At 61.9% G+C, this 20,625-nt stretch carries 18 protein-coding genes and 1 other RNA gene; 9 read left to right on the forward strand and 10 right to left on the reverse strand.

Annotated features, from left to right (window positions below; genetic code table 11):
• Position 1 precedes the first annotated feature (1 nt).
• The 4 genes from ACFO3E_RS19420 to ACFO3E_RS19435 form a co-directional block, all read right to left on the reverse strand.
• Positions 2–1,558 carry a CYTH and CHAD domain-containing protein gene (locus ACFO3E_RS19420; RefSeq protein ID WP_380807042.1) on the reverse strand — a complete coding sequence of 519 codons (1,557 nt, stop codon included), beginning with the start codon at positions 1,556–1,558 and terminating at the stop codon, positions 2–4.
• Between the two features lie 487 nt (positions 1,559–2,045).
• Positions 2,046–2,390, reverse strand: a transfer-messenger RNA (tmRNA) gene (gene ssrA, locus ACFO3E_RS19425).
• A 5-nt stretch (positions 2,391–2,395) separates the two neighbouring features.
• Positions 2,396–2,908, reverse strand: coding sequence for a hemerythrin domain-containing protein (locus ACFO3E_RS19430; RefSeq protein WP_066527859.1), 513 nt, complete (start codon positions 2,906–2,908; stop codon positions 2,396–2,398).
• 68 nt (positions 2,909–2,976) lie between these two features.
• Positions 2,977–3,378 carry a DUF6766 family protein gene (locus ACFO3E_RS19435; RefSeq protein ID WP_066527855.1) on the reverse strand — a complete coding sequence of 134 codons (402 nt, stop codon included), beginning with the start codon at positions 3,376–3,378 and terminating at the stop codon, positions 2,977–2,979.
• A gap of 116 nt (positions 3,379–3,494) precedes the next feature.
• On the opposite strand from ACFO3E_RS19435, the gene ACFO3E_RS19440 reads away from it, so the two are divergent.
• The 5 genes from ACFO3E_RS19440 to ACFO3E_RS19460 all read left to right on the forward strand — a co-directional run bounded on the left by ACFO3E_RS19440 (position 3,495) and on the right by ACFO3E_RS19460 (position 7,610).
• The gene (locus ACFO3E_RS19440) at positions 3,495–4,085 is read left to right on the forward strand and encodes an anthranilate synthase component II (RefSeq protein ID WP_066527853.1); all 591 of its coding nucleotides are present in this window, start codon (positions 3,495–3,497) and stop codon (positions 4,083–4,085) included.
• 96 nt (positions 4,086–4,181) lie between these two features.
• Entirely contained in the window at positions 4,182–5,174 is a 993-nt protein-coding gene (gene trpD, locus ACFO3E_RS19445; RefSeq protein WP_066529354.1) for an anthranilate phosphoribosyltransferase, read from the forward strand.
• Positions 5,171–5,962: an indole-3-glycerol phosphate synthase TrpC gene (gene trpC / locus ACFO3E_RS19450; protein ID WP_066527851.1), complete on the forward strand. Its 792-nt coding sequence runs from the start codon at positions 5,171–5,173 to the stop codon at positions 5,960–5,962. Before trpD ends, trpC begins: the two co-directional genes overlap by 4 nt.
• On the forward strand, positions 5,959–6,429 hold the full coding sequence (gene moaC / locus ACFO3E_RS19455) for a cyclic pyranopterin monophosphate synthase MoaC (RefSeq protein WP_066527850.1): 471 nt from the start codon (positions 5,959–5,961) through the stop codon (positions 6,427–6,429). Before trpC ends, moaC begins: the two co-directional genes overlap by 4 nt.
• Positions 6,426–7,610, forward strand: a complete 1,185-nt coding sequence (locus ACFO3E_RS19460) for a molybdopterin molybdotransferase MoeA (protein WP_066527849.1) — start codon at positions 6,426–6,428, stop codon at positions 7,608–7,610. The genes moaC and ACFO3E_RS19460 overlap by 4 nt, the downstream gene beginning before the upstream one ends.
• A 49-nt stretch (positions 7,611–7,659) precedes the next feature.
• On the opposite strand, the gene ACFO3E_RS19465 is transcribed toward ACFO3E_RS19460, so the two are convergent.
• A complete protein-coding gene (locus tag ACFO3E_RS19465; protein WP_197486277.1) occupies positions 7,660–7,815 on the reverse strand; it encodes a hypothetical protein in 156 nt (51 codons plus the stop codon).
• A gap of 152 nt (positions 7,816–7,967) precedes the next feature.
• Here ACFO3E_RS19465 and lexA point away from each other — a divergent pair, with 152 nt between their 5' ends.
• On the forward strand, positions 7,968–8,639 hold the full coding sequence (lexA, locus tag ACFO3E_RS19470; protein ID WP_066527846.1) for a transcriptional repressor LexA: 672 nt from the start codon (positions 7,968–7,970) through the stop codon (positions 8,637–8,639).
• Here lexA and ACFO3E_RS19475 read toward each other — a convergent pair.
• A complete protein-coding gene (locus tag ACFO3E_RS19475) occupies positions 8,630–10,774 on the reverse strand; it encodes a ComEC/Rec2 family competence protein (RefSeq protein WP_380807049.1) in 2,145 nt (714 codons plus the stop codon). The two genes, lexA and ACFO3E_RS19475, sit on opposite strands and share 10 nt — an antisense overlap.
• A 36-nt stretch (positions 10,775–10,810) precedes the next feature.
• On the opposite strand from ACFO3E_RS19475, the gene gltX reads away from it, so the two are divergent.
• Together gltX and ACFO3E_RS19485 are read left to right on the forward strand one after the other, a co-directional pair.
• On the forward strand, positions 10,811–12,274 hold the full coding sequence (gene gltX / locus ACFO3E_RS19480) for a glutamate--tRNA ligase (RefSeq protein ID WP_197486276.1): 1,464 nt from the start codon (positions 10,811–10,813) through the stop codon (positions 12,272–12,274).
• A gap of 10 nt (positions 12,275–12,284) precedes the next feature.
• Complete coding sequence (locus tag ACFO3E_RS19485; protein ID WP_066529348.1) at positions 12,285–13,571, forward strand: citrate synthase; 1,287 nt, start codon at positions 12,285–12,287, stop codon at positions 13,569–13,571.
• A 64-nt stretch (positions 13,572–13,635) separates the two neighbouring features.
• Here ACFO3E_RS19485 and ACFO3E_RS19490 read toward each other — a convergent pair whose 3' ends face one another.
• The 4 genes from ACFO3E_RS19490 to ACFO3E_RS19505 form a co-directional block, all read right to left on the reverse strand.
• The gene (locus ACFO3E_RS19490) at positions 13,636–15,018 is read right to left on the reverse strand and encodes a sensor histidine kinase (RefSeq protein ID WP_066527844.1); all 1,383 of its coding nucleotides are present in this window, start codon (positions 15,016–15,018) and stop codon (positions 13,636–13,638) included.
• Positions 15,018–16,112 (reverse strand): DUF2336 domain-containing protein, encoded by a 1,095-nt coding sequence (locus tag ACFO3E_RS19495; protein ID WP_197486275.1) that lies wholly within the window; start codon positions 16,110–16,112, stop codon positions 15,018–15,020. The genes ACFO3E_RS19490 and ACFO3E_RS19495 overlap by 1 nt, the downstream gene beginning before the upstream one ends.
• Positions 16,113–16,158: 46 nt before the next feature.
• A complete protein-coding gene (locus ACFO3E_RS19500) occupies positions 16,159–17,325 on the reverse strand; it encodes a hypothetical protein (RefSeq protein ID WP_066527842.1) in 1,167 nt (388 codons plus the stop codon).
• 78 nt (positions 17,326–17,403) lie between these two features.
• Positions 17,404–17,706 carry an Hpt domain-containing protein gene (locus tag ACFO3E_RS19505; RefSeq protein WP_066527841.1) on the reverse strand — a complete coding sequence of 101 codons (303 nt, stop codon included), beginning with the start codon at positions 17,704–17,706 and terminating at the stop codon, positions 17,404–17,406.
• A gap of 79 nt (positions 17,707–17,785) precedes the next feature.
• Here ACFO3E_RS19505 and ACFO3E_RS19510 point away from each other — a divergent pair, with 79 nt between their 5' ends.
• Entirely contained in the window at positions 17,786–20,458 is a 2,673-nt protein-coding gene (locus ACFO3E_RS19510) for a coiled-coil domain-containing protein (protein WP_066527839.1), read from the forward strand.
• Positions 20,459–20,625 lie beyond the last annotated feature (167 nt).

Below are 20,625 nucleotides of genomic sequence, written 5' to 3' on the forward strand. Positions count from 1 at the left end.
GTCAGCACCAAAAAGGCTTGGCGTCCGCCAGTTCCTCATGAGCGCCTGCCGCAACGGCAATCAGCTTCTTTTTGCTCCCGCCGCCTTTCACCGCGCCAGGATCGCCCGACAGGCCGTGTTTCGACAAGAGACCGGCTGTGCTGACCAGATCGTTAAGTGCGCCCAAATCATCCTGCAGCACTTCCAACGCCTCGATATAGCGGCCATGCCACCGCCGCTCTTTTTTCGTGCCGATGAAAAGACCGGCGAAAAACTCCGAGGCATAACGTAGCTTCTTTGCCTTCTTGCGGACTTCGTGACGCCGCTCATCGTCCAGCTTCGTCATCCTGCGGCCATGTCTCACTACCCAGCGATGGAAACGCTGCAACTGGCGAGCCGCAAACAGCTCCGCCGGCTCATCGCGCAGCCGCTCGGCGTCGGGAGCCACCTTTCCGGCGCCTAGTGTCAGCCACTCGACAATATCGATCATCATGCCGCACACACGCTGCGATTCCAGTGCATCGATCACCTTGGCATGTGCCACCCTCCGCGCCGCATCGATACGGTCCTGCAGTTCTCCTGGCTCCGTTCGATCCACCAGCACATCCAGGTCCCGCGCCTCGCCCAGCAGCTTCGCAAGCCAGCGCAACTCAGCTTGGAACCGTGAAACGTCCGCCTCGGCCAGCATCGGCTTGAACAGCGTTAGCGCCGATCGCAGCCGCCGCACAGCGACCCTCGCTTGATGCAGCGCCAGCGGCTCATAATGGTCGAGCAACAATCCTTCGTTCAACCGATAATGCCGCACACAGGCGCGGACGATAGTTTGGAAAGCCTCTTCCGCCCGGTTGCCCGTCTTCAGGCTAACCGGCTCCGCCTTGAAAGATGAAGTCGCGTCCGCCAACAGCCGATAGCCGCGTTCGGACTTGGCGGCGACGCCTAGCCGAACCGGCACCAGCGCCTCTATCTGCCGCGCCAGCGAGAAGAGCGCGGCAGGCCCGCCCGCCTTGCTTTCCAACTCGATCTCGCAAATCGGCGCTTGCCGTTCGCCAGCGCTTACCATGCCTATGTCAAGCACCAATTCGATTTCCGTTTGACCTTCAGCAATCAACCAAGTCCGCCGCTCGACGTCCACATGGAACGCAGGCGCGATCATGTCCGCCGCTTCGCCCAGCGCTGCCGCTATCGGCGTTCGCGTGTCTATGACCGGCTCATCCTGCGCGACCGGCATTTCCCACTCAGCTCGCGCAAACAGCCCACCCCCGCCCTGCCCATCATCAGCCTTCACGGTCTGAATGCGCTCATTCCCCGACCGGCGGATACGCAACGTATAGCCCTTGGCCTTAAGTTGCCGGTCAGGCGTATCAAAATAGACGGCCTGCAGTTCGGCCCGGGCTCCCTCGTCAGGCAAGAGCCCGGATCGCTCGAACGCCTCGATCGCCTTTGACGGCAGTTCCAGTTTCAGCTCAACTTCCTGCTTCACGTTGGCCATCTCCGCCTGCCGGCCCGACGCTTTACCACAGGGCAGACGGGTGAGCGAATCCCCACGCAGAAGCCCTGCACGTGCAGACCGAAACTTCATCAACAGCCAAGCCGATCATAATGCGACGGTCAAAGACGCAGCAGCCCGCCATGAAACCGGCAGTGAAACGGTTTATCTTAGCCATTTCGTCTCTGCCTCAGGCTGCTGCCCGTTTGTGATAGGATACTGAGCGAAGGGGATTCTTTAATCGGACAACGCTCCCTGTCGCCATCGAATGCCGCAGCTAGGCACGCCATATGACTGGGACGTTTGGATTTGATGAACGCACAATGACTAGACGGCAGATGAAGACTAGGCGCCATAACCACTACGTCCCCGTCCCCGGCGCTCCCATAGCCAATGCCAAGCCATAAGCTGCAAATTGAATATCTTAGACCGTTTTCCTTGCTCGAGCTGTCACAGCCTCACGGCGTTCTTTAGCAGGCAGCATGAGCGAGCAAACCGGCCAGCTTCAGAAGAAGCTTCGAACAAATTTTTATACAAAAAGGTCCGGAGGATTCTGTTGCCCGGCTCCTCCGGAAGCCGCTGAATTCCCTTCTGTTGCCCGGTGGGTTCAACCGCGTTCTTTTTGAGTAATGTCCGGCCGCGAGGCCATCAATTACGCAGCAAGAGCAAGAGCCTCGTTATCGTTGGCACTTGTGAGTTTTGAACCTTTTTACGGCGTACTCAGGCCGAGTGAAAGCAATCGCTTTTCAACACACGTCGATCCTAGTTCGGCCCCGTCAGACGCCCCGCCTAGCGGGACATGTGGTGGAGCCGCCGGGTACTGCCCCCGGGTCCGCTGCGCCTATTGCACGATACGATTTATCACCATAGCCGGGCGAACCCGGCACCGACGCATATGGGATAATGCGCCGGCTTTTTCAACCTCTCGGGTCAAGCAGCCACCAGATGAACCGCCTTGGGCTTCGCAACCGGTAGTCCGCCAGCCGCGGCTTGCGCCATCAACTCCTGTTTGCGGGCCAACATTCGGTCCCTTAGTGCCACTAGATCGACATCGGTCTTACGGCACTGCGCGAACATGCCGTCGGACTGACGTTCTTCTTCCTTCACATGGTGCTTGATCTCTTCGGACAGGACCCTGACCTTGGCATCGTAAAAATCATCCTCAGGCGATCCACCCTCGATGTCGTTCACCAGTACCTTGGCGCCATCATGTTCGACATAAGCTTCATCCAGCGTATCATCCTCTATTTTGCCGCGGAAGGCTGGGTAGAAAATCTCTTCCTCGATCATCGTATGGATCTTAAGTTCAACGCAGATTTGATGCGCAATATCCCGCTTGCGGTTTGCCGCCTTGGCTTTCTCGAACTGCTCGAACAGATCTTCCACCTTACGATGGTCGGCTTTCAGCAAGGCGATCGCGTCAGTAAACTCGGCTTTGGCCATTTCCGTCCTCCTCACGAACAACTATGATCAAGAAGCGGCTGACGAGCGTGTCGGTTCCCCAGGCTCCATCATTCATAGCCCAGGTCATGACCATGAGGCTTGGCATGGCCGCCTGCGCGCAGATAGCGATCGTCGATTTTCCGGATCAGCCGCTCGGCATCGTCTCCTCCAGCCATCTTCAACAGCTCGTCGATCTTGGCTTCCATCCGATCGTCATTTTCCTTTGAAGCTGGCGATCCGACGTAAAGAAAATAGGCGAGGCCCACGACCTGCCAGATGAGTTGCAGAAATTCGGACTGCCAATTCTCGAACGTGTCGCGCCCCATCTCAACCAAGTAGGAAGCCAGCTCCGGCACCTGTCTATGCGTCTGTGCTTCATCGACATAGGCCCACCAGCCAAACAGCCAATGCAATCCAATCGACACCAGGAAAAACAGGGCCGTGATCCAGCCATAGGCATAGCGCTTCATCGCATCTGTCTCCGTTCATTACGGGTGGACAACGCAACAGCATCGCGCAGGTTCAAGGAAGCTGCGCGCCGATTCCCATTGGCCGAGCGCACTTGGCGCACTATAGCCTTCCTCCCATGATCCTCGTCATCGACAATTACGACAGCTTCACCTGGAACCTCGTCCATTATCTGATGGAGTTGGGGGCAGAAGTCGAAGTGGTCCGCAACGACGCCATCTCCGCAGGCCAGGCGCTTTCCAGCGGGGCGAGCGCTTTCCTGCTCTCGCCCGGTCCTTGTACGCCGAATGAGGCGGGCGTCAGCCTCGATCTCGTCGCAGCCTGCGCCGACGCCGGCGCGCCTTTGCTGGGCGTATGCCTAGGTCACCAAGCCATCGGCCAGCATTTCGGCGGCCAGGTCGTACGCGGCGGTCTCATGCACGGGAAAACCTCCCCCGTCACTCATGATGGTACGGGCCTGTTCAAAGATATCCCCTCACCCTTCACCGCAACCCGCTACCACTCACTCATCGTTGAGGACATCCCGCAAAGCCTGGTGGTTAACGCCAGCAGTGAGGATGGATCGGTCATGGCCTTTCGTCACCAAAGCCTGCCCATCCACTCGGTTCAGTTCCACCCGGAAAGCATCGCCACGGAATATGGACATGAGATGCTGGCCAACTTCATGCGCATCGCCGGCATTCCCGTCCGCCAGCGCGCCGCCGCCTGACTCTCCGCAGCTTTGCAGCCAGGCGCTTTCCTTCGGTGGGGCTGAAGCTGTCGAATCCCTCGACTCAAGCCCGGCAGAATGATTAAGGCACAAGCGATGACCCGCCTGCCCGATCCGACGACGCCGCTGAGCGCAGCCGAAGCCGCCCACGCCTTCGACCTGCTGTTCGACGCTGACCTGCCAGAAGCGGAGATCGCCGACTTCTTGGTGGCAATGGCGCAGCGAGGCGAAAGCGCAATCGAGATAGCCGCCGCCGCCCGAGCCATGCGCGCTCGGATGATCCCGGTCTCCGCCCCCGCTGGCGCGATCGACGTGTGCGGAACAGGCGGAGACGGCCACCACACGCTCAATGTCTCCACAGCCGTATCGCTGGTTGTTGCAGCCGCGGGCATCCCCGTAGCCAAGCATGGCAACCGCGCGGCTTCCTCGAAGGCGGGCGCAGCCGACACGCTGGAAGCGCTCGGCCTCAACCTCGACCGCGCCGCCGAGACCGCAGAAGAAACCCTCGCAGACCTCGGCATCTGCTTCTTATTCGCTCAAAAGCATCATCCGGCGCTCAAGCGTTTCGGGCCGATCCGCAAGGCTATCGGTCAGCGCACTATCTTCAACCTCATGGGTCCGCTCGCCAATCCTGCAGGCGTACGTCGCCAACTGGTCGGCATCGCCCGGCCCGCATATGTGCCCATCTATGCCGAAGCGCTCGCCGATCTGGGCGTCGATCGGGCGATGATCGTATCGGGCGACGAAGGACTGGACGAACTGTCTCTCGCCGGTGGAAATGACGTTGCCGAAGTGACGGCCCAAGGTATCATCGCGATGCGCCGTCTAGTTTCCGCCGACGCTGGCCTCCCCACTCACCCCGTCGAAGCCATCCGAGGCGGCGATCCCATTCACAATGCCGCCGCCCTTCGCGCAATGCTTCAAGGAGAAGAAGGCCCCTATCGCGACGCGGTACTGATGAACGCAGCCGCCGCCCTCATGGTGGCTGACGCCGTGACCGATCTGCGTGAAGGCGTCGAAGAAGCGGCCGAAACCATCGATCGCGGGCTTGCCAACGCGCTGCTCAATTGCTGGATTGCCTATAAATGACCAACAAGCTCATCGAAATTTGCGACACGAAGCGCAAGGACGTGGCCCGACGCAAAGCTGCGATCACCGTCTCGACCCTGCACGCCCGCGCCGCCGAACAAACGCCCCCGCGCGGCTTTCGTCATGCGCTGGACAGCGCCGCCCGCTCGGGCTTCGGCCTTATCGCGGAGGTCAAGAAGGCGAGCCCTTCTAAGGGCCTGATCCGGGAAAATTTCGATCCTCCGGCCCATGCTCAAGCTTATGCCGCCGCTGGCGCAGCTTGCCTTTCGGTCCTCACCGACGAACCTTATTTCCAGGGCCATGATGATTATCTCATGGCGGCCCGGTCCGCCTGCTCGCTGCCGGTGTTGCGCAAGGATTTCATGGTCGATCCCTGGCAGGTGCTGGAAAGCCGGTCGCTCGGCGCAGACGCCATCCTCATCATCGTTGCCGGGCTTGACGACGGACAGATGGCCGAAATCGAGGACGCCGCGTTGGGCCTTGGCATGGACGCCCTCATCGAAGTGCACGACGCCCATGAATTGGAGCGCGCGCTCAATCTTCGTTCCCGCCTCATCGGCGTCAACAATCGTGACCTGCGCGACTTCAGCGTAGATTTCGCCCGCACCTATGAGTTGGTCGGCCAAGCACCCGAAGGCTGCACTTTTGTCGCCGAAAGCGGCCTTGGCAGCCATGCCGATCTGGTCGCCATGTCCGAACATGGCGTCCGCTGCTTCCTCGTCGGCGAAAGCCTGATGCGTCAGCCCGACGTCGAAGCCGCGACGCGCGCTCTCCTTACCGGCGCATGAGCAACCTTACCCATCTCGACGAAGATGGCTCGGCCCGGATGGTCGATGTCTCGGCCAAGGCTGTGACAGCCCGCGAAGCCGTTGCTACTGGCCATATCCGAATGACCGAGGACGCCGCCGCCGCGATTGCCCAGGGGTTGGTCAAGAAAGGGGACGTCCTCGCCGTTGCGCGCGTTGCCGGGATCATGGCGGCTAAGCGGACCGCCGACCTCATTCCGCTCTGCCACCCCATCGCGCTGACCTCCGTCAGCATCGACTTCACACTTGAAGCCGCCGGGGTCACTGTATCCGCGACTGCCCGAACGGCCGGACAGACGGGTGTAGAAATGGAAGCGCTCACCGCCACTTCGGTAGCGCTGCTCACCATCTACGACATGGCCAAGGCGCTGGATAAAGGCATGGTCATCGGCGACGTGCGCCTTCTCGCCAAATCCGGCGGCAAGTCGGGCGACTGGCGCGCGGCATGAGCCTGCTGCCGGTCGCGGAGGCCCAGGCCCGGCTGCTTGCCCTCGGTCCCCGCCTCCCCGCCGAGGAGCTACCCGTCTCAGCCTGTGCTGGTCGCTGGCTCGCTCGAAATATCCTTTCCTTGCGGGATCAGCCTTGGGCAGACCTCTCCGCGATGGACGGCTACGCGATCCGCGCCGCCGAATGGCCCGGCCCCTGGCGCGTCACAGCCGAAAGCACGGCTGGCGGTGCCCTTCCGCCGTCCCTGGCGCCCGGCGAAAGCTGCCGCATCTTTACCGGCGCACCATTGCCGCCAGGCGCCGACACCATCCTCATTCAGGAAGATGCTGACCTCTCGAACGGCCTCGTCCACCCCCGCGGCCCAGCCCTCCCCAGAGGCCGTAATGTCCGGCCTGCCGCCTCGGATTTCCGCAATAACCAATTGCTGCTAAACTCAGGTGCAGCTCTCGGCCCGGCGCAGATCGCCCTGGCCGTCCTGGCGGGCCACGGCGCGCTCCCGGTCGGCACTCGCCCTCGGATCGCTCTCCTATCCACCGGCAATGAACTGGTCCCGCCAGGAGCGCCTACGCCGCCGGGCCACCTGCCCTGCTCCAACGCTCCCATGCTTGCCGCGATGCTCGGCGCTCTGAGTTGCAGCATCCTCGACATCGGGATTATCCCCGACGATCTCGATGCCATGACACGGGCGCTGGAGGATGCCAGCCAAGCCGACATCATGGTTTCAACCGGCGGAGCATCCGTCGGGGACCATGATCTTGTCCGTCCCGCGTTCGCAGCAGCGGGCGGCGATCTTGAGTTCTGGAAAATCCGGATGCGGCCAGGAAAACCGCTGATGGCGGGAAGACTGCGCGACGCCATTTTCCTTGGCTTGCCTGGCAATCCGGTCTCGGCGTTCGTCACCGCAACCCTGTTCCTTCTACCGCTCGTCCGGCATATGGCCGGAGCAGCCGATCCGTTGCCCCGCATCGCCAGCGCGACGCTGGCCGCCCCCTTGCCCGCCAGTGGCGAACGGGACGATTATCTTCGCGCCTTTCACACCGACGATGGTATGATTGCAGTCACCTCGCAAGACAGCGCAGCAACCGCCGCCATGGCTCAGGCCGACAGTCTCATCCTTCGGCCTGCGGGCTCACCGCCAGCAGCCGCTGGCGACCAGGTAACCGTTCTCCCGCTCAACTCATGAGAAAGGGGCCGCAAAGCGGCCCCTCCCCCGGATACAAACCGGACGCTGATCAACGCTGCTGCTTGTCGTGACCGCCCTTGTCCTTCTTGCCTTCGCCCATCTGGCCTTGGCGGTTTTCTTGCTGTTGCTGACGGCCGCCTTGACTTGAGCGGTCACCACCCTGTTGGCGGCGCTGGTTGCTGTCCTGGTCGTTTTGGTTCGCCATCTTACTCTCCTATTCACCCTCTTTTGGGAAGGCTGCCAGATAACGGCCAGACGGCAGGTCCGTTCCTTTCGTTACGGTTCGTGCAAGTTGCTTGACTCGCCCCCTTCCGTTTCCTATGCGTTCTCCATCCGTTCCATGGAGGACAAGCAGGCATGCTGACGCCCAAGCAACAGGAATTGCTCAGCTTCATTCAAAACAGGCTGGAGGAAGGCGGCGTATCGCCCTCCTTCGAAGAGATGAAGGAGGCGCTTGACCTGCGGTCTAAATCCGGCATCCACCGGTTAATCAACGCACTGGAAGAACGCGGCTTTATTCGGCGCTTGCCTAACCGCGCTCGCGCGCTCGAAGTGCTCAAGCTTCCAGAAGCGATGCATCGCGCGCCGAAGGGGATCGCCCCGCCGAAGCCACAGCTTGCCGCCAAGCCGCCCCTCGCTGCAAATGATGTGATCGACATACCGCTCCATGGCAGGATCGCCGCGGGTGTTCCGATCGAGGCGCTAGAGGGTCAGAATATGCTATCCGTTCCTGCCGCTTTACTCGGCGCAGGCGATCATTATGCGCTGGAGGTGTCTGGTGACTCCATGATCGAGGCTGGCATCCTTGATGGTGATTTCGCTCTCATTCAACGGACCGAAGTTGCGCGCGAGGGGCAGATCGTCGTCGCCCTTATTGAAGATAGCGATGCGACGCTGAAATATTTCCATCGCCAAGGACCCAAGGTTCGGCTCGACCCTGCCAACAGCGCCTACGAACCGCAGATCTATGATACGCGGCAAGTGCGCATTCAGGGAAAGCTGGCAGGACTGCTGCGCCGCTATAATTGATTTGACGGGCGACGTGCCGGTCGCCTGGAGGGCTGAATGATCCAGGGATGTGTGTCGCCGGGGACTTTTCCGGTCCGCACCTCCCCGTCATCCAGGTCAATGGCAAGCCCGCCTGTCCGCGCCAGCAGCCGCCGGTCCGCCTTCAACCAGCGCGGTCGGCACCAAGGCGGAAGGCGGCGATCCGCGATCACGATGTCAGCACGCGCGCAATCGTGCGCGAGCGTCTCTCGTGGCACCAAATCGCCGGTTCGAGTCACCAGCAGTCGCCACATGCGGCCGCCGCCCGTTAGAGCCACCATGCATAGATCTTTCGAACAACTTGCCTCCGGCAAATCGGCCATGGCAGCCAGAGGCCCTTCATGCCCCGCGCTTTCCGCCATCATGTCGCGGACATAATCACCCGCTCGTTCGCGCAGGATGGCCATGCCGCCCTCTGCGCTTCGCACCGCGACATGACGGCCATCGGCAGTCACCAATATCTCGGGCGGCGAAGTCGTCACTATGACCAGGATCCCTGCAGCAACCGGCGCCAGTCCGATCCATCGCCAGCGACTCCGCCCCAACAGGCAGCAGAGCCCCCCCAGAACCATCATGCCGAACACGACGTTCGGCACCACAGGGGCAGTCGCCACCGCCCACGGACTCGCTGCGACGCTGTGCGCTAGCCACAGCAGTAGATCGATAGCCCGACCAGTTAGCCACCATGCGGGCGCTCCAAATCCCACAAGGTCAAGTAATAAGGCCAGCGCCTCGAATGGCATGACGACAAAAGTGGTCAGGGGAATGGCGATCAGATTAGCAAAAGCGCCCATCATTCCCGCCTTGTGAAAGTGAAAAAGCGCGATCGGGGCCAGCACGAGCTCCACGGCGAACCCGGACAGCAGCAAAACGGCTAGGGAGCGCGCGAGGCGCTTGACCGTCCCTTCATCCCGCTGGGCTGCGAAGGCGCGAAACCGCGGATGCTCGCTCAATGCAACAATCGCGATCACGGCGGCGAAGCTCATCTGAAAACTCGGCCCGGCCAGTGCCTCGGGCCAGAGCAATAGAACCAATAGCGCGCCGGCAGCGATCAGCCGCAGCGTTATCGCTTCGCGGCCAAGCGCGAGCCCTCCCAATACCAGCAGCGCCGCCACACAGGACCGGACCGTCGGCACTTCTCCCCCGGTTAGCAGCGTGTATCCAATGCCCGCCAGCGCGCCGCCGCCCGCAGCGATCAGCATCAACGGCCAATCGAGCGCCGCCCGCCGATTAAGCGCCATGATCCGCATCAGCAGGAAAACGACTGCCCCAATCAGGGCAGTGACATGCAAGCCGCTGATAGACAGTAAATGCGCTAGGCCGCTGCGGCGCATAGCCTCCGCGTCCGCTTCGGTGATCGCACCTTGGTCTCCGGTCGCCAAAGCAGCCGCGATTCCCGCCCCCTCGCCCTCGCCATTCTGCAATATATGCGCAAACAGGCGATTGCGAAGCGGGGGCGCTTCTACCGATGGCTGCAGAACAACAATCGGCTTCAATGCACGTCCGGTGGCTCCAATGCCTTGGAAATAGGCGCGGCGAGCGAAATCATAGCCCCCCGGCAGACTTGCCGGCGCGGGCGGCATTAGGCGCGCCCGGAATCGGATGACGGCTCCCCGTCCAAGCTCCGCAGGAATGTCGGTTGCCGCAATATTCACGCGGATCAGCGCCGGCAGCCCGGACGGATCGATCGGCCTAACCGCCACGCGACTCATTTGCTGCGCTGGCACCACATCGGCAGATATGACCTCCCCCGTCACCTCCATGAAGATGGGCCGGGGCAATGGGGCTGTACCGAAAATGGCCGCTTTTCCCCATATCAGCAGACAGCCCCCGCAAGCGAGCAACCCGCCCAGCACTACCATTTGGCGCAGCCGCGCTCCCAGAGGAAGGAGACAACCCGCACTCGTGATCGCAACCGCGCTACAGCAGAAAGCAAGCCATTCCAGCTTGTTAGGCAGAGAAATCCAGGCGGCTATGCCTATCCCCAGCGCCACCGGAACCCACAATCCCAACTGTTCGCGCTCTGCCTCCAGCCCCTGTTCCAGTCGCGCAAAAAGGGCCTGCACCGCCTGCCCGATATTCCGGCCAACGGAGGTTTGTCGTGGCTCAAAAGCCATGCTAGGGGGCGTCGCGTTCATGAATGAGCAAGGCGGATGTCGGGGAATAAGACGGTGAGTGCAACGGGTTTGAACAAGCAAATCGTGACCCGTTTTGCGCCATCGCCCACGGGCTTCCTTCACATCGGCGGCGCACGCACCGCTTTGTTCAACTGGTTATTCGCCCGACATCACGGCGGCAAGTTCCTGTTGCGGATCGAAGATACCGATCGCGCGCGCTCTACCGACGAAGCCGTGGCAGCAATCTTCGACGGTCTCGAATGGCTCGGCCTTGCCGGCGACGAGCCTGCGGTGTTCCAATTTGAGCGGTCGCAGCGCCATGCCGAAGTCGCCAACCAACTGCTTGCGGGTGGCCATGCCTATCGCTGCTACGCGACGCCCGAAGAGCTTGCCGAATTGCGCGAGCAGCAACGCGCGGCCAAGCAGCCGATGCGCTATGATGGCCGTTGGCGCGATCGTGACCCTTCCGAAGCACCGGCAGGCGCGCCCTTCGTTATCCGGTTGAAGGCACCGCGCGACGGCGAAACGGTGATCGAAGATGCGGTGCAGGGCCGCGTTGTCGTCCAGAATGCGGAGTTGGATGACATGATCCTGCTCCGTTCCGACGGTACGCCTACCTACATGCTGGCCGTTGTAGTCGATGACCAGGACATGGGTGTCACTCATGTGATCCGCGGCGATGATCATCTCAACAATGCCTTCCGCCAGCTTGGCATCATTAAGGCCATGGGTTGGGAAGAGCCGGTTTACGCTCACATCCCTCTTATCCACGGATCGGATGGCGCGAAGCTGTCCAAGCGGCATGGCGCGCTTGGGGTCGATGCCTATCGCGACGAAATGGGCATGCTGCCCGAAGCGGTGCTGAATTATCTGCTACGCCTTGGTTGGGGTTATGGCGACGAAGAGACTATCTCTCGCGATCGCGCGATAGAGCTGTTTGACATTTCCGGGGTCGGTCGGTCGCCTTCCCGTTTCGACATCAAGAAGCTGGAAAATCTCAACGCCTATTATTTGCGTGAAGCGGATGATGCCCGCCTAGCTGCACTGGTAATGCCGCGCGTCGCGCAGCGCCTGGACGTAGCGTTGCCAGAAGGCTCTGAAACGCTTCTAATTAAAGCCATTCCCTCTCTGAAGCCCCGCGCGAAAACCCTTAACGAAATTGCGGAGGGCGCGGAGTTTCTATTCAAAAATTGCCCGCTGGATTTTGACGAGAAGGCCCTTGCTCTGCTAGACGACTCGGCGCGCGAGCTGCTGGGCAAGACAGCCGACGCTCTTGATTCCGTCCAGTCCTGGACAGTCGAAGCGATCGAGGAAGCGATCCGCCGCGTGGCAGAGGAAGCCGGCCTGGGGTTGGGCAAAGTGGCCCAGCCGCTGCGCGCGGCGCTGACCGGTCGCACGGTTTCGCCGGGGATTTTTGATGTCCTTTTCCTTCTTGGAAAAGGCAGGAGCTTGGAGCGGCTTGCCGATGCCAGACAGGTGTCGCCGGCTGATGGCAATTGAGGAGAACGAGATGTCGGACAATAATGCGACTTTGACGGTGGGCGGCGATGCCAAGGATTACGGCATCCTTAGCGGCTCAGTCGGCCCCAAGGTCATCGACGTTCGTAAGCTCTATGCCAACACCGGCATGTTCACCTACGACCCCGGCTTTACTTCCACAGCAAGCTGCGATTCGGGCCTGACTTATATCGATGGCGACGCCGGCATCCTGCTGCACCGCGGCTATCCCATCGATCAGCTCGCTGAGCAGTCGAGCTTTATGGAAGTCAGCTATCTCCTGCTCAACGGCGAACTGCCGTCGAAAAAGGAACTCGAGGATTTCAGCAACACGATCACGCGCCACACCATGGTGCATGAGCAACTGACCACCTTCTACCGCGGTTTCCGTCGTGACGCACATCCGATGGCCATCATGTGCGGCGTCGTCGGTGCTCTGTCGGCCTTCTATCACGACTCGACCGACATCAACGATCCCGAACAGCGCAAGATTGCCAGCCATCGGTTGATCGCCAAGATGCCGACGATTGCGGCAATGGCGTATAAATATTCCGTGGGTCAGCCCTTCGTCTATCCGCGCAACGACCTTAGCTACACCGCCAACTTCCTGAACATGACCTTCTCGGTCCCGGCGGAAGAATATGTGATCGATCCAGTCGTCGTGGACGCGATGGACAAGATTTTCACCCTTCACGCCGATCATGAGCAGAACGCCTCGACCTCGACCGTGCGCCTTGCTGGTTCGTCGGGTGCGAACCCCTTCGCTTGCATCGCAGCGGGCATCGCCTGTCTCTGGGGGCCCGCTCATGGCGGCGCCAATGAAGCCGCGCTAAACATGCTGCGCGAGATCGGCACCGTTGATCGCATTCCCGAATATATCGCCCGCGCTAAAAACAAGGATGATCCGTTCCGCCTGATGGGCTTTGGCCATCGCGTTTACAAAAATTACGATCCGCGCGCGACGGTGATGCAGAAGACCGCGAAAGACGTTCTCGAAAAGTTGGGCGTCAATGATCCGGTGTTCGACGTCGCCAAGGAACTTGAGCAGATCGCCCTCAACGACCCTTACTTCATCGAGAAGAAGCTCTACCCGAATGTCGATTTCTATTCGGGCGTGATCCTTTCGGCCATCGGCTTCCCGACCGAGATGTTCACCGTGCTCTTCGCGCTCGCCCGGACTGTTGGCTGGGTAGCGCAGTGGAACGAAATGATTTCGGACCCAGCGCAGAAGATCGGCCGTCCCCGCCAGCTCTACACCGGCCCCGCGCAGCGCGACTTCATCCCGGTCGAAAAGCGCTAACTCACAGCGCTGGTTATATAAAGAAAAACGGCGCCTAATCGGGCGCCGTTTTTTTGGGGGGGAATTAGGTGCTGGTGGGAAGCGAAAGCGTGAACCGCGCCCCTCCGCCATGCGCTTCATCCACCCGGATGTCACCGCCCATCGCCAAAGCCAATCGCCGCGAGATGTAGAGGCCGAGGCCGCTTCCCCCCGGATCGCTGCGCCCCAATCGCTCGAATTTGTGAAAGATGCGCTCTCGGCTGTCTGCAGGAACGCCTGCGCCTTGGTCCATCACGGCGATCCAAGCCGCCCCATCTCCCCTACCCGTCTCGATACGCACGTCACTGTCCTCGGGCCCGTAACGAACAGCGTTGCCGACCAGGTTCATGAGAATCTGAAGCGCGCGCCTGAACTCCCCGGTCGCGACGGTCGATTGCCCTGGGTCTGGCGCATGAATGCGAATGTTGCGGTCCATCGCCTTCACCACGAAGAGCCCGGCTGCGCGGCGTCCGATGTCGGCCAGGTCCACATCTTCGGTGGCAACGGTGAAGTCCAGTCGATCGATAGCCTGCAAATCCGCCAGATCATCAATCAGCGCCATCAGATGCCGTCCCGCCGCGGCGATATCGGACGCATAGCCTGCATAGTCGGGGCGCAGCGGCCCATCAAATTGGGCATTGATCGAATCGGCGTTGGCAATGATGCGCCCCAATGGCTGGCGTAGCGAACGATCGAGCCGCCGTCCAAATTCCGCTGGATAGATGACGACCGCAGGCGCTGCCGGAACATGTGGCGCGAGGATCGCACGATCCAGCGGAAATGCCTTGCCCCGATAGCCTAGCAACTGCCCGGCAAGATCGAACATCGGAAAGCCGGACAAGCGAAAGCATTGCTCGGATGAGGCCGTCAGCGTAGCGATCTGATCGCGAAAGGCACGCCGTTGCGCAAAGCCCCGCAGAATCGCCAAGTCCCCCTCTTCGTCAGGACGAAGTTCGAAATAACTGGTGAAACGGCTCCCCGGCACCGGCGGGACTTCAGGCAGAGCGCTCTCTGGCCCCGCGCCTTCCAGGACCATCTGAAACCGAAGCTGCGTGTCGATTTGCCAGCTCCAGCCTTCCGCAATTGCAGCGATATCCGCTTCCCGCCTTACCCCGTCCACCGGAAGGACCGCTGCCGGCCGCTCATTCCACTCAATGACGGAAAGCTGCACGCCATCAGCCTCCGGCCGCGCGCGCACCCACATTTCGACGTCGCCCCGTTCGGTAGCGGCGGTGACCGGCCGCGAAACGGTGACGCTCAGCCGCGATGCCAGCCGCGCTATCGCTGCCAGTTGTGGCACAGCCAGCACTGCCCCAACGTCGGAGCCCGCCTCCCGCTGCAAGGCCAGCAAAGGCGCATCCGCGCTCAGCAGCAGCCCGTTGGCCGCCACCGTGGCGCGAATGACCGTCGGATGCGCGGGCATATTCATCAGATGGTGACCTGCCGCAGATGATCGAGTTTGGCGCGGAGCGCGCGGGGTGCGCGCAACGCATTTACCAAACCGTCCGCTTGAGCCTCTGTCAACGCCTGATAACGCTCGGCCTCCAGGATGATCGCTGCGTCAGTGAGCGATGGCCGTACTGGGCGCAGCGCCAGCAGCAGGTGCCGGTAATCCGCATCCGATCCGCCAAGAGAGCGGCACAAAGCGGCAAGCTCCGTCACCGGCCCCATCACCAAGATGTCAGCGACATGCGCACTGTCCATACGCAGCCGCCGCGCTGTGAGCGCTGCGAACAGCAGGAAACGTCTCTGGCCGAGCGCCGCACCCAGCAGCTCTGGCACATCCGCGCGCTCGCCGAGCCGACGCACCAGCCGATCGGCGGCCGCAATCGGCCCGCGCGTCTCATCATGCTCAGCCAGGAGGGCCCAACCCGCTTTCTCAAAGACGGGCAGGATCACGTCCCCCTCGACCAGAGCGGACCGCTGCACCACTGCCATCATGCACGCAGCAGCCGTCCACATCAGTTCGGCAAAATGTTCGGCAGGAAGATCCGGCTGCATCGGCTCGTCCTCCGCACCCGCCGCCAGCCAGCGGCCCTCGGCCACCGCGAGCGCAGCCAGCGCTTCTGTTACCGCGGCATCATTGGTGGGCAGGATGATCTCCGCTTCCGCCTCGTCGAGCCGGTCATCAGGTTGCCCAAACTGACGCAGCAGCAACGTCACCCCGGCGCGCATCTGCATATGGGCGAGCAACGCCGGTCCCAGCAGCGTCGGCTGAGCGCAAATGGTGGGCCAGCAAACAGCCTCCGTCCGTAACCCCAGCAAAGCCATGATCTCTGGCTGTTGGTCCAGTGCGAATCGCAATGCTCGCTCGACCCCAGTGACGCATGCCCCCAGATGCCGGCGCGTCTCCGCCATCAGTGCGTCGTGACGCTCGCGCCCTTCATTAGGGAAGAAAAACGCCAGATCAATGGCATGGCCGATGGGAACGGCGGACATGCCGGCCAGGACGGGAGCCGTGGGCCAACTATCCGCCGATGCCGGTCCAGTAAGGAACGAAAAGGCGCTCATGCGGGCCAGCATAGCCGCACGTCCTTAAAATGCACTAAACCCTAAGGGCGAAAATATTTCAGGCACGCTTGAGCAGGATGATTGCGCCAACCGACGCGATAACGGCCAGCATCGCCAGCGTGTAACCCAGCATGGTCGCGCCGAACAACGCCGTCAGCAGCAGCAGGAAAACCGCGCTGGCGGGCGTGAAGATCATCCAATGCCTCGCCCCACCCGTCTTGCGCCAGCGGTCGGCGAACTGCACGATCGCCAACAGCAGCGCCAGACAGGTCGCCAGGACGCTCTCACCTGCCAGCGATATCCCGCCAATTGCGAACAAGGGCACGACGAAGGCTGCCCATCCGGTGGGCGGAGACCGCAAGGCCAGTTCATCCAGCCGATCCGCTATTTCCGCCAGCCCCAATGCCAAAAACAACATGAGGAAGCCGGCGGCAGGCCAAAGCAGTTCAATGGGCACCAGTCCAATCGCGCTCAGGGCCATCGCCGCGATGCGCACCTGTGTCGCGGGAACCTGCGTACGCATCAGCGCGGGGCTCAGCATCCGGGCGACCGGACATAGAAGGACATGTTCAGCCAGCCCCCGCGTCCGCTTCGCGGTCGATCCCGTGGACATCATCGCCTGGGCGACCAAGTCCGCCTGCGATTGGCCATCGACCAGCGCGACGCGGCCGGTCAGCAGATCATCCTGCGGCACAGTGACCCGTCGCGCGCCATTCTGGACGGCAGCGCGCACCAGGGTCAGCGAAAGATCCCAGTCGCCGATCATGTCCAGCGTGCCGAACAGCAGGTCCGGACTGATCCGCGCCAGTCCCGCCCAGCGCTGACCTGCGTCGATTCGCTCCAGCGGGGCGCTCGCACGGCTATCGTCCGTCACCAGCAGAGCGTTGCCCTCTCGCTCGGCTATCGCATCAAAATGCGCCTGCGCAACGATGATGCCGTCTGCTACCAGCAGCACGTCGCTGTCGCGCGGTGCGTCCCGAACCATGGAGACCATGTCTCGGACCAGGGCGACGGCAATTCCGTCAGTGCTCAGCCGATCGACGGCCTGGGATAGCGCGGGCGTGATGACGCTCACCAGGATCATGATGCGATCCGCGCCCGCCCGGGCGGCCTGACGCGCCTGATATTCGACCAGCGTCTGCCCCGCGAAATGCAAGCTGGCGCGCAATGCCGCAGAGGAATCGCTGGACGCCCGGCTGGCGCTGAGAATGGCCGCAAATGTCATGCTGCTATGGAACCGACCCGTTCTTGTTGAGCCTCGCCTTTTCGCAAGGCTACCGCCATCGCGCAAGCGTGCTGCGCGTCAGCCCTGCTGAAGACGATCGATCGCCATTCGCAATTGACGCAGGATCCTCGGATCGCCGCGCACGCAGTCCGCAGCCTCATCAGCCAGCGCCATAAGATGCGTCAGGCCGAAACTTGCCGCCAGTCCCTTCAGACGCCAAGAGGCCAGTTCCCAGCTTGCGTCGGCCTGCGCGTTGCGAAGCAGGTCCAGCTGACGTTCGGCGCTTTCCATGAAAGCGATGCGCAGGTCTGCGATCAGTGCGATATCTTCGCCGACAGCGGCGGCAAGAGCGGCATTCAGGGCGCCTGGATCGTAGGACATGGGGTCAACGCTATCGGGCTTGCGTTAAGTTTTGGTAACAGGGCATTTTGTTGAGCGGAAAAGATGATAGGATGGGGTCATGACCGGGGGCAGCACCATCGTCGAATTCTGGCGAGACAAAAGCATTGCGACTACAGATGAGTCGCAAGAGGATGACGCACTGCTGTTGAAGCAGGCCGTCCAGGATCTTGATGCGGAAAGCGAGGCCGCCGAACATGGCGAGCGCGCGGCGCGGCAAACCCAAGGGCTGTTCGCCTTCGCCGCGCTGTCCTGGCTGGGCTTTGCCGGTTGGGCGACAATCAGCGCGGGCCAATGGCGTGGCGGACCTGCCGCTTGGCCGGGCCTTGTCGCCACCCTGCTTGTCCCCATCGTGCTGCTGGGCGTCTGCTACCTGCTGATCGCCCGCAACAGTCGCGCAGAATCCCGCCGCTATCTGGACACCGCGCGCGCTTTGCGCACCGAAGCGGAACTGCTCGAACTGCGGCTTGGTCGCATCAATCGGCAACTTGAGAGCGCACGGCAGGCGATGCACGACCAGGCCGAACTGCTCGACAGCTACGGTGCGGCCGCCAGCAGCAATATGGAAGCGTCGGCCGAACTGATCGCCAGCAGAGCGCACAGCACGACCGAAAAAGCGGAAGCTGCCGAGCGTGCAGGGACGGCTCTCGTCGCCCGCATGGACGCCCTCATCGCCTCCATGCCGGAGCTCGAGGATCGCGCCGCTCGCATGGCTGCGCAGATTATCGACAACGGCCACGCGCTGGCCGAGCGGATCGATACGCTTGAAGCCCGGCTCCATTCATTGGGCGAACTGTCCGACGACGCGCGCGCCCGCACGCTCTCGGCAACCAAGAGCCTGTCGAGCCAGCTCACGCAGTTGCAGGAAGCCACGCGCTCCGCGACCGAGGAAGTAAACGGCATGGCGGACATCGCCGCCGGCCGGATCGACGCCACGGCGCAAAGCGCTCGCCAGGCCATGCAGGACGGCGCGGCCGAACTGGACCGCCAGGCGGGCACTCTCGCCAATCTGCTGGGACGTGCGCGCGCAGGCATCACCAATAGTGCCGAAGCAACGATCGAACTGCTGACGCAGGACCTGAACCGCGTAGAGGGTGATGTGCGTCAGCGCCTTGAGGCGACGGTTGCCTATGCTCAACAGAGCATGGCTGCGGCAGATCGGGATCTGACCGCCCAAGCCGAATCGCTTCGTGCACTGGTTGAAACCGCTCAAGCCGGTATCGCTGCGACCAGCCAGAGCGCACTTGCCGCGCTTTCACGTGATGCTGACGAAATCGACGCTCAGCTGCGCGAACGAACCGATTCTGCCTTCGCCCGTGCGCGTGACGGCGTGGCGCTGACCGAGGAAGGGCTTGCTCGTCAGGCGGAGGCGCTGGACGCACTTGTTGCGCGCTCGCGCGGCAATATCGAAAATATCGGCGACGAAACAGTAACGGCGGTTTCTGACCATATGAGCGAGGTTGAAAGCCGTCTTCACCAGATCAACGACCTGATTGAAGGGCAGCGAACGCTCGTATCCGGGCTGCATGCAACGCTTGGGGACGCGATCGATGCGGCGCAGTCGCGTTTTGCCGCGATGGAAGAAAGCGCTTTGTCTCGCAATGAGCGGCTTACCGATGCCCTGTCGCGCCTCACCTCCGAGACCCAGCGGATCGACGACGCCCTGGCAGCGGGCGGAGTCACGGCGGAAAAGCTTATCAGCTGTGCCGAAACGCTGCTCGTGGCGCTGGATTCAAGCGTCCGCGAACTGGACGAAACTTTCCCGGCCGCGCTGCAGCGCTTCGACACGCGCATTACCACCAGCCGAGCCTTGCTGGACAGCGCCGCCCCCGAAATGGAGCGGCTTGAAGCCATTTCCGAGGCGTTGGTTGGCCGAACGCAGGAGGCGGAAGAGCTACTGCGCGGTCAGGGCCGGCGTCTGACCGAATGGCTCGAAAGCACGCAAAGCGGCGTCGAAGCCAATCGTGAACTGGTGGAGAAACTACGCACCGCGCTGGACAACGCGCACCAGGACGCAACGCGGATCACCGAAGGCGCTGGGCCCTTACTCGTCACCGCCCTGCTCCGCGTCAAGGATACCGCTGACCAGGCAGCCGAACGCGCCCGCCAAGCCCTTGGTCGCGCTATCCCGGATGCGGCCCAATCACTGGCTGAGGCTAGCGAGCAAGCGCTTCAGCAGGCGGTTGATGACAAGGTAACGGCCCAGATTCAGAAACTCGCCGAAGTCGCCGAAGAAGCCGTCCGGGCGGCGCATCAGGCATCCGATCGACTCACGCGCCAGCTGCTGACGATCGCCGACACCAGCGCCACCGTACAATCGCGGATCGAGGAAGCCGAACGCGCCGCTGAAGACCGCGACCGCGACCATTTCGCGCGCCGCTCGGCTCTGCTGATCGAATCGCTCAACAGCACCGCGATCGACGTGACGAAGATTCTGTCGAATGATGTCACCGATTCTGCCTGGGCTTCTTATCTGAAAGGCGATCGCGGCGTCTTCACCCGGCGAGCGGTCAAGCTGCTGGACGCAGGCGAGTCCCGCGAGATCGCCCTGCATTACGACAATGATTCCGACTTCCAGGAACATGTGAACCGCTACATCCACGATTTCGAATCGATGTTGCGGATCATCCTCTCGGCGCGAGATGGCAATGCGCTTGGCGTTGCAGTTCTGTCGTCCGACATGGGTAAACTTTACGTCGCGCTCGCGCAGGCAATCGAAAGGCTGCGTCAATAGGTCCCAGGTGGGCTGTGGCTGTCAGCTCCAGCCCACGAGCGGACGAAAACGCTCATTGTTCGCCATTGCTCTGGCGGCCTGGCGCAGTGAAGGCCCGGATGAAGTGACACTTATGCGCCTCTCGGGTGATTGGTCGCGGTCGTCCTCCTAATGCGGCACAAGTAGGA

The sequence above is a fragment of the Sphingobium tyrosinilyticum genome, assembly GCF_042654265.1.
Taxonomy (GTDB): domain Bacteria; phylum Pseudomonadota; class Alphaproteobacteria; order Sphingomonadales; family Sphingomonadaceae; genus Sphingobium; species Sphingobium tyrosinilyticum.

What these genes read in the sequence shown, in the direction of transcription:
- ACFO3E_RS19420 (WP_380807042.1), bottom strand. Translation starts at nt 1,558, where the DNA reads ATGAAGTTTCGGTCTGCACGTGCAGGGCTTCTGCGTGGGGATTCGCTC.
- ACFO3E_RS19430 (WP_066527859.1), bottom strand. Translation starts at nt 2,908, where the DNA reads ATGGCCAAAGCCGAGTTTACTGACGCGATCGCCTTGCTGAAAGCCGAC.
- ACFO3E_RS19435 (WP_066527855.1), bottom strand. Translation starts at nt 3,378, where the DNA reads ATGAAGCGCTATGCCTATGGCTGGATCACGGCCCTGTTTTTCCTGGTG.
- ACFO3E_RS19440 (WP_066527853.1), top strand. Translation starts at nt 3,495, where the DNA reads ATGATCCTCGTCATCGACAATTACGACAGCTTCACCTGGAACCTCGTC.
- trpD (WP_066529354.1), top strand. Translation starts at nt 4,182, where the DNA reads ATGACCCGCCTGCCCGATCCGACGACGCCGCTGAGCGCAGCCGAAGCC.
- trpC (WP_066527851.1), top strand. Translation starts at nt 5,171, where the DNA reads ATGACCAACAAGCTCATCGAAATTTGCGACACGAAGCGCAAGGACGTG.
- moaC (WP_066527850.1), top strand. Translation starts at nt 5,959, where the DNA reads ATGAGCAACCTTACCCATCTCGACGAAGATGGCTCGGCCCGGATGGTC.
- ACFO3E_RS19460 (WP_066527849.1), top strand. Translation starts at nt 6,426, where the DNA reads ATGAGCCTGCTGCCGGTCGCGGAGGCCCAGGCCCGGCTGCTTGCCCTC.
- ACFO3E_RS19465 (WP_197486277.1), bottom strand. Translation starts at nt 7,815, where the DNA reads ATGGCGAACCAAAACGACCAGGACAGCAACCAGCGCCGCCAACAGGGT.
- lexA (WP_066527846.1), top strand. Translation starts at nt 7,968, where the DNA reads ATGCTGACGCCCAAGCAACAGGAATTGCTCAGCTTCATTCAAAACAGG.
- ACFO3E_RS19475 (WP_380807049.1), bottom strand. Translation starts at nt 10,774, where the DNA reads ATGGCTTTTGAGCCACGACAAACCTCCGTTGGCCGGAATATCGGGCAG.
- gltX (WP_197486276.1), top strand. Translation starts at nt 10,811, where the DNA reads ATGTCGGGGAATAAGACGGTGAGTGCAACGGGTTTGAACAAGCAAATC.
- ACFO3E_RS19485 (WP_066529348.1), top strand. Translation starts at nt 12,285, where the DNA reads ATGTCGGACAATAATGCGACTTTGACGGTGGGCGGCGATGCCAAGGAT.
- ACFO3E_RS19490 (WP_066527844.1), bottom strand. Translation starts at nt 15,018, where the DNA reads ATGAATATGCCCGCGCATCCGACGGTCATTCGCGCCACGGTGGCGGCC.
- ACFO3E_RS19495 (WP_197486275.1), bottom strand. Translation starts at nt 16,112, where the DNA reads ATGCTGGCCCGCATGAGCGCCTTTTCGTTCCTTACTGGACCGGCATCG.
- ACFO3E_RS19500 (WP_066527842.1), bottom strand. Translation starts at nt 17,325, where the DNA reads ATGACATTTGCGGCCATTCTCAGCGCCAGCCGGGCGTCCAGCGATTCC.
- ACFO3E_RS19505 (WP_066527841.1), bottom strand. Translation starts at nt 17,706, where the DNA reads ATGTCCTACGATCCAGGCGCCCTGAATGCCGCTCTTGCCGCCGCTGTC.
- ACFO3E_RS19510 (WP_066527839.1), top strand. Translation starts at nt 17,786, where the DNA reads ATGACCGGGGGCAGCACCATCGTCGAATTCTGGCGAGACAAAAGCATT.